Genomic DNA, 13479 nt, shown 5'->3' on the forward strand with positions numbered 1-13479 from the left:
TCGCCTCCCCCCCCCCCCCGCCCCCCCCCCCCCCCCCCCCCCCCCCCCCCCCCCCCCCCCCCCCCCCCCCCCCCCCCCCCCCCCCCCGCCACTTCGTCAGGCCGCCGTGTCCAGGAGACTCGTCCCGCCCGGCCCGAGCCTGCCGGGCACCGCTCGCTCCGCAGCGAGGGGCGGGGTTTGCGGGAGCGCGGCGGTGGGGCGCCCGTTCGGGATCAGGCGTCCTGCGCGGGGACGAAGGGGACGGGCATGGGCCTGGCCGTGGGGGTGGCGGTGGGGGTGACCGTAGGCGTGGGCGTGGGCGTGGGCGTGGGCGTGGGCGTGGGGGTGGCGGTGGAGGTCGGGCTGGATGTGGAGGTCGGTGTCGGTGTGGGGGACTGCGTGCCGGTGGGCAGCGTGATGGTGACCGTCCCGTCCAGCGTCATCGACTTCAGGCCGGTCGGGGTGCTGCAGGCCGTGAGGTCGATGTCGGACTTGACCGGGTCGAGGACCACCGTCCAGGTGGCGCCCTTGTAGCGGCCCGCGGTGATGCCGCCGCTGAGGGGGTTGCTCGACTTGAGCAGGTCCTGGATCGGCTGCATGTCCCAGGTGAAGTCGGTGGTGCCCGGGTCCTCCGTGGTGGGCTGGCCGTTCGCGGTCTCCCAGGTGACGCGCTGCAGGGTGCCGGGCGCGTTCTGGTAGTTGCCGGCCGCGCAGGTCACGCCGTTGCCGAGGCCGGTCCCCACGTAGTCGGCCTGGGTGATGGGGGCGTCACCGGTGCAGTTGAGCAGTTTGGGGTTGCCGAGGGTGGCCGTGATGTTGTCCTGGGGGACGAGCGTGAGGCCGGAGCTGAAGGTCATCGTGAAGCTGTCCTCACAGGTGATGACCTGGGGCACTCCGGCGGCGGAGGTGTCGTACACGAGCAGTCCGCCGACCAGGGTGCCGGCTGTGAGGGCGGCGGCCGCGATACCGATGGGGTGTTTCATGGGGTCGTGCCTTTCTCGGGGTGGGGGAACCCGGTGGTGCTGCGGGCCGGATCACCCGGGGAGTCCGGGGGCCGGTGCTGGGGGACGGCTCGACGGGGTGGGGAGCCCGGAGCCCGACGGCCCGGCCGCTGCGGGGGAGCCGTCGTCCTCGCCGTGGCGCGCGAGGGTGAGGAGCGCCGTACCGCTGACCACCAGGACGGCGAGGACGTAGAGCGGGGTCACGGCCGGGGACTTGAACCAGTCGGCGGCCTCGGCGGTCAGGTAGGTGGCGAGGGTGCCGCCGAGGAGTCCGCCCAGTTGGTAGCCGACGGCGGCTCCGCTGAGGCGCACGCGGCTCGGGAAGAGCTCGGAGACCAGGGCCGCCTGGGGGGCGTACATCGCGGCGAATCCCACCAGCGACAGCAGGTAGGCGAGCACCAGGACCGGGGGAGAGCCGAAGCGCAGCAGGGGCGCGAACGCGGCGGCCCAGAGCGCCATGGTGATGGTCCCGGCCAGGCAGACCCGTCGTCTCCCGTAGCGGTCGGACAGCGCGCCGAAGAACGGGATCAGGGCGATCAGCGCGAGCGGAGCGAGGAGCGAGAGCGCGATCAGGGCGTTGAGCGACAGGCCGGCGACGCGCAGCAGGGTCAGGACGTAGTTGAACGAGAAGCCGAAGAGCACGACGTCGGCTCCGGCGGTGATCGCCGTGGTGACGAGCAGCTGCCTGCGGTGCCGGGCGATCAGTTCGACGACCGGCCGCCTGCTGCGGGCCCCGGTGAGGGCGAGCGTCCGGAAGGCGGGGGTCTCCTCGATCCGGGCCCGGGCCCACAGCCCCACCACCACCAGCACGGCGGAGAGCAGGAAGGGCAGTCGCCAGCCCCAGGTCATGAACTGTGCGGGCGTCAGCGCACCGGAGACCGCCGTCATGGCCCCGAACGCCAGCAGGTTGCCCGCCGGTGCGCCGATCTGGGCCCAGCTCGACACCAGCCCCCGGCGCCCCGGTTCGGCGCACTCGTGCGCGACGACGGTGGCGGCTCCCCACGCACCGCCCAGGCCGAGCCCCTGGAGCAGGCGCAGCGTGACCAGCAGGAGCGGGGAGGCGAAGCCGATCTGGCCGTATCCGGGCAGCAGCCCGACCAGGCCGGTGGAGGCCCCGGTCAGCAGCAGCGCGCCGACCAGGGCGGGGCGCCTGCCGTGGCGGTCGCCGAGGTGCCCGAAGAGCGCCCCGCCGACCGGCCGTGCCACCAGCGCGGCCCCGTAGAGGCCGATGCCGGTGAGGGTCGCCGCGAAGGGGGAGAGGTAGGGGAAGAACTGGTGTTTGAAGACCAGCACGGAAGCGTTGACGTAGAGGAAGAAGTCGTACCAGACGAGCGTGGTACCCATGAGGCTGACGATGACCGAGCGGCGGACATCGCGCGTCGCGAAGCGCACATCGAACTCCATTGCGTGTGACTGCCGTCACTTCTAGCAATATTCCAGCGCCGGTGGCATCGCGCCACGCAGGCCGCCGCGGGCTGGACTATTCGCGTGCGTACCGTACCTGCGCCCCGAACTCCGGAGACTCGCCCGGGCGCCCGGCGCGACCGGTCGGCCCTTCGTTCAACTCATCTCCACTGCAAGGGTGTTCGCGGCCCACTTGGTCGACTCGGCCTCTTGTCCGAATGTGGCGTTCAGGTTAATCCTGTCGCTGGTGAACCATTGTGGTGTGGGGTGGATTCCGGCCGTCCGGCCGTCCGGACAATGCGACTTCCATTCGTATACGGCGAACCAGCGGGTCGGATTCATGGAGAATCCGACTTTCACATCCGGCCCGTCGCCCGCTCCAGCCCCCGCCGCCCCCGCCGGAGCGCTGCCGGCTGCGCCCGCCGGACACCCGCCGGCGACACCTCTGTCCACGGCGCTGTCCGCAGCTCGCCGACGCGGCTCCACCGGGCACACTCGGAAGATCACCAACGGCATCCGCGACCTTCGCCGGAGCCGAACGACGTGGCCATCCACCCTGGGGAGGAGCCGGCATGAACCGGTCCCGGTTGACGGAGCAGTCCGACGTGGCATCGGGCCCTGACGGTCCGATCACCGTCTTGTCCGGCTACGTCCATCCGACGCGCGGACCGGTGACCTGTCCGGCGGCCCCGCTCGTGGCCGGGTGGCTCCACGAGCGCGGGTTCGCCGCCCGGATCGGTGCCGGCGGGATCCTGCCGGCGGGCCGGGGTGGGCGGCTGTTCGCCACGACCTACATCGACCTGGACGGGGCCGTGGTGGGGATCGCCGTGATCGCTCCGGCCCGCCAGGAGGCGGTGGCGGCGGAGGCCGTCCGCGTCTGGTCGGCCACGGTGCGGACCAGGCGGCTGATCGTCTGCGCGTCGGCGCCCGCGTGCGGGCCGACCCCGGTCGTCCCGTCCCAGCCCCTGAACCGGCTTCCCCCGTCCGCAGGGGGCGCCGGGCAGGCCGAGTGCCCGCGGGCGGCCGCGACGTGGGCCGCCGTCCGGCAGTACGAGGTTCGCGGGGACACGGTCCTCGTGCTCGGCGGCGGTTTCGCCCCGGCTGACCCCGCCGCGCAGCAGGCGGGGCGGGTCCGGGTGCCCGACGTGGCCGGGGCGCAGGCCCTGCGGTCCGTCGATCCCGAGCGGCTGTCCTTCGTCCAGCACCCGTGCTCACCGGTCGAGGAGGTCGCGGAGATCCTCGGGGTGCTGCGCGCGCGGTTCCCGCTGCTTCGAGGCCAGCACCCCGATCAGTGGTGCTACCGCTCCTCCGACCGGCGGCGCGCCGTCCGCGCGGTGGCGGAGTCCAGCGACCTGGTGCTGGTCTCCGCCGGCAGCACCCTGGCGGCGTCGATCCGCTCCGGCGCGTTCGTGGCGTTCAACGGTCTGAACGCCCTGCGGCCGGAGGAGATCGCGGCGGCGGCGACCGTCGGTGTGATCGCCCCGCTGCGGGCTGCCGAGGGCGCTGTGGACGCGACGGATGCCGTGGTCGGGGCGATCGGCGGCCTGGGGCCGGTGAGTGTGGCCTACCACCGTACGGTCACGGAGGTCGCGACCGACGTCCTCGCGCGGACTCCGCGCCGGCCCTGACGGGGAGAAGGCTCGGCCGCTGCCGCGTGCGCGAATCGTCAGGCACGCCCCAGGGCGGTGGCCCGTTGGATGAGGTGGTCCGCGGCCGGCCGCCGGCGGTGGGGGAGCAGGAGCCCGGGCATCCGCGCCCTGGCCAGGTGGGCTCGGCGGGAGGCCAGCAGCGGGTAGACGTCGAGGAACTCGTGCCAGGTGGCGCAGGCGGCTTCGATGTGTCCGGCCGCCAGCTGGCGCTCGGCCAGTCTGCTGAGGACGACGGCACGGGAGCGGGACTCGCCCCGGGGCCTGCGGGCGGCGGACACCTCCAGGAGCTTGATCGCCCCGGCGGGGTCGCCGAGTTCGACTCCGACGAGGGCCCGCTGGTGGTCCCACGAGGCGCGGTGGTAGTCGCCGATCGGCGGTGGCGGGCCCGTGGCGTTCGTGAGGAGGTCGCGGGCGTCGCCGATGTGGCGCAGCGCGGCCGTCCGATCGCCGAGGGCGGCCTCGGACAGGGCGAGCTGCCCCAGGACGGAGGCGCGCAGCCGCGGCGCCGAGGAACTGATGCGGCAGTCGGCGGCGGCCTGCGCCAGGCGCAGGCTCTGGCGCCGGTGGCCGAGTTCGTAGGCCTGGGTGGCCATGGCGCGCAGGGTCATCGCCTGGGCGGCCGTGTCGCCGGCGTGCCGGGCCAGGTCGAGGGCGAGGCGGTAGTACTGGCCGGCGAGGCCGTTGAGGTCGTCGTCGATGTGCATGAAGGCGCACAGGTAGCACAGTCGGGCGGTGGCTCCGAGGATGCCGAAGTGCCGGACGGGCGGGGCGGGTGCGGCGAGCATGGGCGCCGCCGTGGTCGCGAGGAACGCGGCGAGTGCGGTGCGGGCCTGGCCTCCGCCGTGGACGCGGTCGATCGCGGAGAAGACGGGCAGCAGCAGGGCGAGCGCGTCCGGCTGGGGCGGGGGCGCCTTCGCGCCCGCGGGTACCGACGCGCCGGTCGGGGCTTCGGTCCGGCCTCCGGTCAGGGCTTCGGCCAGGCCGGTCGGGCTTGCGGGCGGTGCGGGCGGCGGCTGGTAGGAGAGGAGGTTCCCGTGGCGATCGGGTGCGACGGCCGCCGCCGCGAGCCGCGCGAGCACCGCCGGGGAATCCGGCGCCGGGGTGTCCGGCGGCGGATCTCCGAATCCGGCGTCGGCCAGGGTGACGGGCCGTCGGAGCCGACGGCCCAGCGCCGCGCAGACCAGGTGGGGGGCGGGCTTGCGGGGAACGGCTCCGGTGAGCCACTGGTGCACCGAGGCGCGCCCGTAGGCCCGGGCCCATCCGGATTCGGCGCCGATCTGATTGACGGCCCGGGCCAGTTGCTCTCCGGTCCATCGGGCTTCTTCGAGGAGTTCGCGAAGGCGGGCGTTCGGCACACGGCGGACGGCCATGTCTCTCCCGGCGGGTCGTCGACGCCGCGCTCACGGCGGCCCGGTCCGGCCTCCGCGGTACGCGGTCGCGCTGCGCACATCCCGCCATGCTATCCGCTCGCAGCGCCGCCGGGATGCCCGAATGGGATTCTCAACTCAATGTAATTCCTGGGAAGTTGACGCCCGGAAAAGCTTGACGGGCCGGCCGTCGAAAAGGGCCCGCGAGGGCGGCCGCAGCCTCCACCATCGGTGGCGTCGGGGCGTTTCCTTCGAACGTGCCCCAGGGTGGAGGCGGAATCCGTGATGTCCGGCCCGCAGCGTCCGCAGAGTCCCACGGCCACCGGAAAGTTCGTTCACATGTTCCCCGGGCAGGGGGATTTCAGTCTGACCCCGCTGTTGCGGACGCTTCCCCGCGTCGGGTCGCTGGCACGCGCGGTCGCCGAGGTCTTCGAGGAGGCCGACGTGGTCGCCGCCGAGTTCGGGGTGGCGCCGATCGGCCCCCGGCTGGCAGGCGGCTCCCACCTGACCGGCGACTCCCGTTCCGGTGGCGGCTCCCACCTGACGGGCGACTCCCCGCTCAGTGCCGGCGCGCTGGCCGCCGAGCCGGCCGGGACCGTACAACTCGCGCTGTTCGGTGTGTCGTTGGCGGTGCACCGCGCACTCGAAGCCGACGGCTGCCGGGCGCACCGTCTCCTGGCGGTCAGCTTCGGCGAGATCCCCGCGCTGACCGCGGCCGGATGCTGCTCGGTCGCCGACGGGGCCCGTCTGGCCTGCCGGCTCGGGCAGTTGCTGACCGGCCACGGCGGCGGCATGACACTGCTGGGCGCGGGCCCGGCCACAACCCGCCGGCTGCTCGCGGCCGCCGGGCCGGGCACGGGCGTGGTCGTGGCCTGCGTCAACCACGGCGGGGAGACGGTGGTCTCCGGCCCGCTCGACGGGCTCGCCGTCGTCGAACGGTCGGCGACGGCGCACGGCGTGGGGGCGCAGCGGCTGCGGCTCCCGTTCATGAGCCACCACCCGGCTCTCGTCCACGAGGCCGGTGCGTTCGCGCACTTCGCCCGGCGGCTGCGCCTGTCCCCGCCGCGCCGACCGGTGTACTCGGCGGTGGCCGGCCGGTTCTACCGCGCGGACAGCGATCTGCCGAGCGCGCTGTCCGCGTGCCTGGTCAGGCCTTTCGACCTGCCTGCGGTGTTCGGCGCGTCGATGGCGGACGCCTCGCTGGTCGTCGAGGCGGGCACCGGCAGCACGCTGACGAACAGCGTGCGCAGGATCGACCCGCGGCAGGACGCGCTCGCGCCGGTCGCCGACGGCCAGTGGCCGACCGGCCCCCAGACGCCGCTGCCGCCCCCGTGCTCCTGCCCGCCTCCCGCCGCGCCGGGGGAGGGCACGTCGCACCACCACCACCCGACCACGACGGCCGCACGGGGGGACTCTTGAACACCGAACGGAGGCCCGGCGAGGAGGCCGGCGCGATCGACGTCCTGACCCGCCTCTCGGCGCTGCTCCCTCCCCGGCGGGCCTCGGAGTTCGGACAGCTCCTGGCGGACCACCGGGCCGAACACGGGGCGGCAGCCCTGCGCACGGACGTCAGCGCGCACCGGCGGCTGGCCCGCCTGGCGGCCTCGCTGCCGCCGGCGGTCGACGTGGTCGCCGACGCGGAACTGCTGGCCGCGCTCAGCGAGGCGACGGCGCTGGCGGATCCATCGCTCTACCAGACCTTCCTCTCCCACTACACCCTGTGCGTCGGCTCGCTGGTCCTCCTGGGCGGCAAGGCCGCGGACCCGGACGGCGCCCTCGCACACGCACGCACCAAGGGATCCTTCCTGGTCACCGAGATCGGCGACGCCGGCAGCCACCTCGGGATCCGCACCGAGGCCCGGTTCGACCCGGCCCGCCGCGCGTTCACGCTGCACACCCCGGACCACCGGGCCGCGAAGTTCTCCTCCGTCGCGGCGCTCGGCCTGCCCCAGCAGGCGGTGGTCTGCGCACGGCTGCTGACCGGCGCCCGGGACGGGGGAGTGTTCTCCTTCCTCGTCGACATCACGGGGGTCGACGGCCGCCCGGCACCGGGCGTGTCCGTCTCCGGCCCGCTCCCGGTGGGCGCGCTCCCGCTGCCCTACGGCCTCGTCCGGTTCCACGGCGCCCGAATCCCGTACGACCGCTGGCTGGCGGACGGGGCCGGGATCGACGCCACGGGCGTGCTGCACGACCCGCAGCCGAGCGCCGACGCGCGCCTCCAGCGGACCCTGAGCTGCGGCCAGGGGCTGTGGGCCACCCTGCCGTCCGCGATGGCGGGCCTGGCGGGCCGCAGCGCGGCGATGGCCTGGCGGTTCAGCGCGGGCCGCCGCTCGCACGGCCGGCTGGCGCCCGGGAGCCCGGTCCTGGAGTACCGCACCCAGCAGCACGCCGTCGTCGGAGCGCTGGCCGCCGCCTTCTCCCTGCGCTGCACGGCCCGGGCGGCCCTGTCCACGTGGGCGGGGCTGCGCGCCGCGAAGCCCTCCGACGGGCCGGGCACGGCGATGACCTTCTCCCCCTGGGCCGCGGTCGACCGCTCGCTCGCCCTCCACAAGGCGCACAGCACCCGGGCCGTGGCGGAACTCGTCGACTCCCTCCAGCACCGCTGCGGGGTGTCGGGCCTCTTCGACCACAACCGGCTGCCGGGCTACCTCGGCTTCGCCCGCGCCTTCGACAACGCCGGCGGCGACAACACCCTCATCCTGCTCGACGCCGGCCGCGCCCTCGCCGAGGAGCGGGCACGCCCCGATCGGCGGAGGGCCGGTCCGGGCCGGTTCCCGGCCGACCCGGGCCCGTCTTCGGCCGACCCGACCGACGCGGCGTGGTGGCCCGCGGTCGTCACCGCGCTGCAGGACCGGCTCGCCGACGACCTCGCCGCCGCGGCGTCGGCCCGTACCGAGGCGCTCCACGGCTCGCTCCAGCGAGACCTGGAGCTGTGGAACCCGCTGCTGGAGGACGCCCTGGAGCTGGGGGACGTCCAGGCCCGCCGGCTCGCGGCCGAGGCCGCGGTGGAGGGGACCGCCGCGCACGGGTGGCCCGTTCCGCAGGCGGCCGACCTCGCCGCGCTCGACGGCCTGCGCCAGGCCCGGCGCCTGGCCGGCCCCCTGCTGGCGACCGGCGTGCTCACCCCCTCGGCCGTACGCGCCCTGCCCGCCGCCATGGACGCCCTGTGCGACCGGTTGCGTCAGGCCCTGCCGGACATCGTGGCCGCCCTCGACCCCGGGGCGGGCCTCGCCCGCACCGCCCTCGACGAGCCCGACTACGCCGCCGCGCTCCTGGCCGCCCACGGCGCCCCTGCCGGCGCCCCCGCCAGTTCCTCCACCGGCTCCTCCGACCGCACCGGGAGCACGTCGTGAACCGAAGGAAGCCCCCCATGACCGGCGTCCTGGGCATGGGCACGTACCTGCCCGCCGAGGTCCGGGGCAACCACGAGGTCGGCCCGCCCGCCGGTGTCTCGGCCACCTGGATCACCGAGCGCACCGGCGTGGTCGAACGGCATTGGGCCGCACCCGACGAGGCCGCCTCGGACCTGGCAGCGGCCGCCGTACTGGCCGCCTGCGAGGCCGCCGGCATCCCGCCGGACCGGCTCGACCTCGTCGTCGCGGCGACCTCCACCCCCGACGAACTCGGGCCGGCCACCGCCTGCCGCGTCCAGGCCCTCACCGGCGCCGGCAACGCCGTCGCACTCGACGTCAGCGCGGCCTGCTCCGGCTGGCTGTTCGCGGCCAAGATCGCGCACGCCTGGCTGGCCACGACCCCCGGCGCCCGGTACGCGGCGGTCGTCGGCGTCGAGGCCTACTCGAAGTTCGTCGACCCCGCCCACCGCGGCACCGCCGTCCTCTTCGCCGACGGCGCCGCCGCGGCCGTCCTGGGCCCCGTCCACGACGACGCAGGCTTCCACGGCTTCCGCCTCGGCTCGGACGGCCGCGGCGCGCACCACGTGCTGATCCCCGCCGGCGGCAGCCGGATACCCGCCGGCCCCGGGAGCCTGAACGCCGGGCTGCACCACATCCACATGGACGGCCGGGTCGTGCGCGACTTCATCGCCGAGATCTTCCCCCGCCTCGTCGACCAGGCCCTCGCCGACCACGGCCTCGCCCTCAAGGACATCGACGCCTTCATCACCCACCAGCCCAACCCGCTGCTCCTGCGCGCCGTCGCGGACCGGATCGGCATCCCGGCCGAACGCCTGCACATCACCGGAGACCTCACGGGCAACATCGGCGCGGCCTCCGCCCCCTTCGCGCTGGCCGACGCCGCCGCCCGCGGCCTGCTGGCCGACCGGGCCCGCGTGCTCGTCTGCGTCTTCGGCGCCGGCCTGACCTGGGGCAGCGCCCTGCTCACCTGGACGGGCGCCCGCGCCCTGCGCGCGCCCGTCCGGTCCAGCAGCGACCTGGACACCCCCGCCCGGGACACTCCCGTCCGGGACACCCCCGCCCGGAACGCCACCGACTGACGCCCCGCCGGAACCGGAGGAACACCCCCATGACCATCCTCAACCGCTTCCGCCTCGACGGCCGCCGCGCCCTGGTGACCGGCTCCTCGCGCGGCATCGGCCAGGCCGTCGCCGTCGCGCTCGCCCAGGCCGGGGCCCGGCTCGCCCTCTCCGCCCGCACCGGGCCCGCGCTGAAGCACACCGCCGACCAGGTGGCCCGCTTCGGGGGCACCCCCGTCCTGGTGCCCGGCGACCTCGCCGACACCGGGCAGGCCGCCATCGTCGACCAGGCCGCCCAGGCCCTGGGTGGCCTCGACATCGTCGTCCACAACGCCGGCATCCTGCCCACCAACCCCGACGGCAGCACACTCCTCGCACCGCTGCAGCACCTCCCGCAGCACGTCTGGGACGAGGTGGTCGCGGTCAACCTCAACGCCACCGCCGCGATCTGCCGGCACGCCCACCCGTACCTGGCGCAGTCGGACGGCGCCAGCCTGGTGCTGATGTCCTCGGTCGCGGGTCTGGTCGGCACGCCCATGATGGAGGTCTACGCCGCGACCAAGGCCGCCCAGGTCTCCCTCGCCCGCAGCCTCGCGGTCGGCTGGGCCCGCAGCGGGATCCGGGTCAACGCGCTGTGCCCCGGCTGGGTGCGCACCGACATGACGGCCGCCGTCCACACCAACGCCGCGCTCACCGACTGGCTGCTGGCCCACGTGCCGATGGGGCGCTGGGCCGAACTGGAGGAGGTCGCCGCGGCGGCGCTGTTCCTGGCCTCGCCCGCCTCCGCCTTCCTCACCGGGCAGGCGATCGCCCTGGACGGCGGCCTCTCGGTCCCCGACGGCGGCCTTGCGGGCACCCCCAAGCCGCCCTCCCCGTTCGCCGCGGCATGACCTCCCCACCCCCCGTCCCCGCCCCCACCCTCGCCTCCGCCCCCGGTCGCCGTGCCACGGCGGTGATCGCCGGCCTCGGATCCAGCCTCCCGCCCCGGGAGGTGACCAACACCCAGGTCATCGCCCGGGGCGGCCTGGACACCACCGACGAGTGGATCACCGGCCGGACCGGCATCCACCGCCGGCGGCTGGCCGGACCCGGCGTCAGCACCGGGGACCTGGCCACGGCCGCCGCGCGCGCCGCGATCGACTCCACCGGCTCCCCGGGCCTGCGCCCGGACCTGCTCCTGCTGGCCACCACCACGCCGGACCGCCCCTGCCCGGCCACCGCACCGGAGGTCGCCCACCGCCTCGGCCTCGGACCGGTCCCCGCGTTCGACCTCGCGGCCGTCTGCTCGGGCTTCCTCTACGGCCTGGCCACGGCCTCCGCCCTGCTCCGCAGCGGCGCCTGCCGCACCCCCCTGGTGGTCGCGGCCGAGAAGTACTCGGCCATCGTCGACCCCTTCGACCGCGACACCGCACCGCTCTTCGGCGACGCCGCCGCCGCAGTGGTGCTCCGCCCCGGGGACACCACCGAACCCGGTGCCCTGCTGGAGACCGACTGGGGCAGCGACGGCGGCGAGAGCGACCTGATCACCGTGGCCGCAGGCGGCTCCCGACTCCCCGCCACCGAAGCCCCCGGGCGCGATGACCGCTACTTCCGGATGCGCGGGCGCCAGGTCTACGCCCACGCCGTACGCCGGATGGCCGCCTCCGCCGGGGCCGCCCTGGTCGCGACCGGCTGGCAGGCCCGCGAAGTCCAGGCCTTCATCGGGCACCAGGCCAACCAGCGGATCCTGGACGCCGTCGCCGACCGCCTCGGCATCCCGCCACGGCACCGCTTCGGCAACATCCGCGACGTCGGCAACACGGCGGGCGCCTCCGTACCGCTCGCCCTCGCCGACGCCGCCGCCCGAGGGGCCTGCCGCCCGGGCGCCCCGACCCTGCTCACCGCCTTCGGCGGCGGTCTCACCTGGGCCTCCGCCACCCTGCTGTGGCCGGACGCACCCGTACGGACGGCCGCCCCGGAACCCCGGCCCCCGCACCACGGCCACGACCACGACCACGACCACGAGGAGGTCAGCCCACCGTGAACCCCGTCCGCGAGCACCTGGTCACCCTGCTCACCGAGAAGTTCGACACCCCCTCCGACACGATCGGCGACGACGCCGCCCTCGACGACCTCGACCTCGACTCCCTCGCCCGGATCGAACTCGTCGTCACCCTCCAGGACCACTGGGGCGTCGCCCTGGACGACGACCTCGACTCCGCCGCCGACGTGACGGTGGGCCAACTCGTCGACCGCATCCACGCCCTGCTCGCGCAGCCCGTCCGGCCCGTCGCCTCCGTCGAGCCCGTCGCGTCCGTCGAGCCCGACCTGTTTGTCGACCCCGAGCAGCCGCCCGGCCCGGCCGCATGACCGCGTCCCGCCCACCGCTCGCCGTCACCGGGATCGGCCTGGCCACCCCGGCCGGTCACGGGGCGGAGCCGACCTGGCGAGGCGTCCTCGACGCCCGCAGCACGGCAGCACCCGACCCGGCGCTCGCCGGGCTCCCCGTCGTCCTCTCCTGCCGGGTCCCCGGCGACTCCGCCGCGCTGGTCGGCGGCCGCCAGCCCTGGCGGCTGGACCGCGCCACCCGCTTCGCCATCGCCGCCGCGCGGGAGGCCGTCGCCGACGCGGGCCTCGAACCCGCGCGCTGGGACGGCGCCCGGGTCGCCCTGGTCCTCGGCTCCGCCGCCGGAGGAGTCGGCAGCTACGAACACGCGGCGGAACGACTCCGCACCCTGGGCCCCTCCGCCGTGTCCGCACTGGCGCTCCCCGCCTTCCTGCCGAACATGGCAGCAGCTCAACTCGCCATCGAGCTCGGCACGACGGGCCCGGTGCTGCACACCGCCACCGCCTGCGCCTCCGGGGCCGCCGCCATCCACACCGCAGCCCTGCTGCTCCACACCGGAGCCTGCGACATCGCCCTGGCCGGCGGCACCGACGCCATGATCACTCCGGTCTGCGTCGCCGGATTCGCCCGGATGAAGGCCCTCTCCCGCAACACCGACCCCGTCCGCGCCTCCCGCCCGTTCGACGCGGACCGCGACGGCTTCGTCATCGGCGAGGGAGCGGGCTTCCTCGTCCTGGAACGCCGGCCGGACGCGACGTCGCGGCAGGCCACACCCAGAGCCCTGCTGGTCGGCACCGGAACCGCCGCCGACGCCTACCACCCCGTCGCACCGCACCCGGAAGCCCGCGGACTCGAAGCGGCCGTCCGGCTGGCCCTCGCCGAGGCCGGCTCCTGCCCCGACGACGTCGACCACGTCAACGCCCACGGCACGAGCACCCCGCTCAACGACTCCGCGGAGGCCCGCCTGATCGACCGGCTCTTCGCCCGGCGCCCCCCGTCCGTCACCTCCGCCAAGGGCGCGCTCGGCCACACGATGGGCGCCGCCGGTGCCATCGAAGCCGCCCTGACGGTGCTCACCGTGCAGCACCAACTCGTCCCCGCCACCGCGGGGTTCGCCGTCCCCGACCGGGACACCGGCGCGATCGACCTGGTCCACGGCGGCCCCCGCCGCCAGCGCCTCCACCTCGCACTGAGCACCTCGGCCGGATTCGGCGGCCACAACACCGCCCTCGCCTTCGCCCCCGCCGCCACCCCCGGGAGCTGACACCGGGACGAGGACGTCATGCGCGTCGCCGTTCAGGAAAGAGCTGGATCGTTCGGC

General features: G+C 75.4%; 11 protein-coding genes. 8 read left to right on the forward strand and 3 right to left on the reverse strand.

From position 1 onward, the window contains the following. Positions 1-212 precede the first annotated feature (212 nt). Together AC07AL_RS33675 and AC07AL_RS33680 are read right to left on the reverse strand one after the other, a co-directional pair. Positions 213-962, reverse strand: coding sequence for a hypothetical protein (locus AC07AL_RS33675; protein ID WP_478319257.1), 750 nt, complete (start codon positions 960-962; stop codon positions 213-215). A gap of 51 nt (positions 963-1013) precedes the next feature. Continuing rightward, complete coding sequence (locus AC07AL_RS33680; RefSeq protein ID WP_363622026.1) at positions 1014-2324, reverse strand: MFS transporter; 1311 nt, start codon at positions 2322-2324, stop codon at positions 1014-1016. Positions 2325-2956: 632 nt separating this feature from the next. On the opposite strand from AC07AL_RS33680, the gene AC07AL_RS33685 reads away from it, so the two are divergent. After that, positions 2957-4012 carry a hypothetical protein gene (locus tag AC07AL_RS33685; protein ID WP_363630888.1) on the forward strand — a complete coding sequence of 352 codons (1056 nt, stop codon included), beginning with the start codon at positions 2957-2959 and terminating at the stop codon, positions 4010-4012. Between the two features lie 38 nt (positions 4013-4050). Here AC07AL_RS33685 and AC07AL_RS33690 read toward each other — a convergent pair whose 3' ends face one another. Further along, the gene (locus tag AC07AL_RS33690) at positions 4051-5403 is read right to left on the reverse strand and encodes a tetratricopeptide repeat protein (RefSeq protein ID WP_363581123.1); all 1353 of its coding nucleotides are present in this window, start codon (positions 5401-5403) and stop codon (positions 4051-4053) included. A 336-nt stretch (positions 5404-5739) separates the two neighbouring features. Here AC07AL_RS33690 and AC07AL_RS33695 point away from each other — a divergent pair, with 336 nt between their 5' ends. From AC07AL_RS33695 to AC07AL_RS33725, 7 genes are read left to right on the forward strand one after another with little or no spacing between them, the layout of a single operon-like run. Continuing rightward, on the forward strand, positions 5740-6819 hold the full coding sequence (locus AC07AL_RS33695) for an ACP S-malonyltransferase (protein ID WP_363581125.1): 1080 nt from the start codon (positions 5740-5742) through the stop codon (positions 6817-6819). After that, complete coding sequence (locus AC07AL_RS33700) at positions 6816-8753, forward strand: acyl-CoA dehydrogenase family protein (protein ID WP_478319258.1); 1938 nt, start codon at positions 6816-6818, stop codon at positions 8751-8753. Before AC07AL_RS33695 ends, AC07AL_RS33700 begins: the two co-directional genes overlap by 4 nt. Before the next feature lie 17 nt (positions 8754-8770). Next, positions 8771-9853 (forward strand): 3-oxoacyl-ACP synthase III family protein, encoded by a 1083-nt coding sequence (locus AC07AL_RS33705; protein WP_478319259.1) that lies wholly within the window; start codon positions 8771-8773, stop codon positions 9851-9853. Positions 9854-9882: 29 nt separating this feature from the next. Continuing rightward, positions 9883-10722, forward strand: coding sequence for an SDR family NAD(P)-dependent oxidoreductase (locus tag AC07AL_RS33710; RefSeq protein ID WP_363581131.1), 840 nt, complete (start codon positions 9883-9885; stop codon positions 10720-10722). Further along, positions 10719-11855 carry a beta-ketoacyl-ACP synthase 3 gene (locus AC07AL_RS33715; protein WP_363581133.1) on the forward strand — a complete coding sequence of 379 codons (1137 nt, stop codon included), beginning with the start codon at positions 10719-10721 and terminating at the stop codon, positions 11853-11855. The genes AC07AL_RS33710 and AC07AL_RS33715 overlap by 4 nt, the downstream gene beginning before the upstream one ends. Continuing rightward, positions 11852-12181 carry a phosphopantetheine-binding protein gene (locus tag AC07AL_RS33720; protein WP_363581135.1) on the forward strand — a complete coding sequence of 110 codons (330 nt, stop codon included), beginning with the start codon at positions 11852-11854 and terminating at the stop codon, positions 12179-12181. The genes AC07AL_RS33715 and AC07AL_RS33720 overlap by 4 nt, the downstream gene beginning before the upstream one ends. Beyond that, on the forward strand, positions 12178-13422 hold the full coding sequence (locus tag AC07AL_RS33725) for a beta-ketoacyl-[acyl-carrier-protein] synthase family protein (RefSeq protein ID WP_363581137.1): 1245 nt from the start codon (positions 12178-12180) through the stop codon (positions 13420-13422). Before AC07AL_RS33720 ends, AC07AL_RS33725 begins: the two co-directional genes overlap by 4 nt. Positions 13423-13479: the final 57 nt, after the last annotated feature.

It is taken from the genome of Kitasatospora sp. NPDC043949 (assembly GCF_056435365.1).

Excerpts from the sequence above, each read along its gene's own strand:
- AC07AL_RS33675 (WP_478319257.1), bottom strand. The coding sequence starts at position 962 with ATGAAACACCCCATCGGTATCGCGGCCGCCGCCCTCACAGCCGGCACC.
- AC07AL_RS33680 (WP_363622026.1), bottom strand. The coding sequence starts at position 2,324 with ATGGGTACCACGCTCGTCTGGTACGACTTCTTCCTCTACGTCAACGCT.
- AC07AL_RS33685 (WP_363630888.1), top strand. The coding sequence starts at position 2,957 with ATGAACCGGTCCCGGTTGACGGAGCAGTCCGACGTGGCATCGGGCCCT.
- AC07AL_RS33690 (WP_363581123.1), bottom strand. The coding sequence starts at position 5,403 with ATGGCCGTCCGCCGTGTGCCGAACGCCCGCCTTCGCGAACTCCTCGAA.
- AC07AL_RS33695 (WP_363581125.1), top strand. The coding sequence starts at position 5,740 with ATGTTCCCCGGGCAGGGGGATTTCAGTCTGACCCCGCTGTTGCGGACG.
- AC07AL_RS33705 (WP_478319259.1), top strand. The coding sequence starts at position 8,771 with ATGACCGGCGTCCTGGGCATGGGCACGTACCTGCCCGCCGAGGTCCGG.
- AC07AL_RS33710 (WP_363581131.1), top strand. The coding sequence starts at position 9,883 with ATGACCATCCTCAACCGCTTCCGCCTCGACGGCCGCCGCGCCCTGGTG.
- AC07AL_RS33715 (WP_363581133.1), top strand. The coding sequence starts at position 10,719 with ATGACCTCCCCACCCCCCGTCCCCGCCCCCACCCTCGCCTCCGCCCCC.
- AC07AL_RS33725 (WP_363581137.1), top strand. The coding sequence starts at position 12,178 with ATGACCGCGTCCCGCCCACCGCTCGCCGTCACCGGGATCGGCCTGGCC.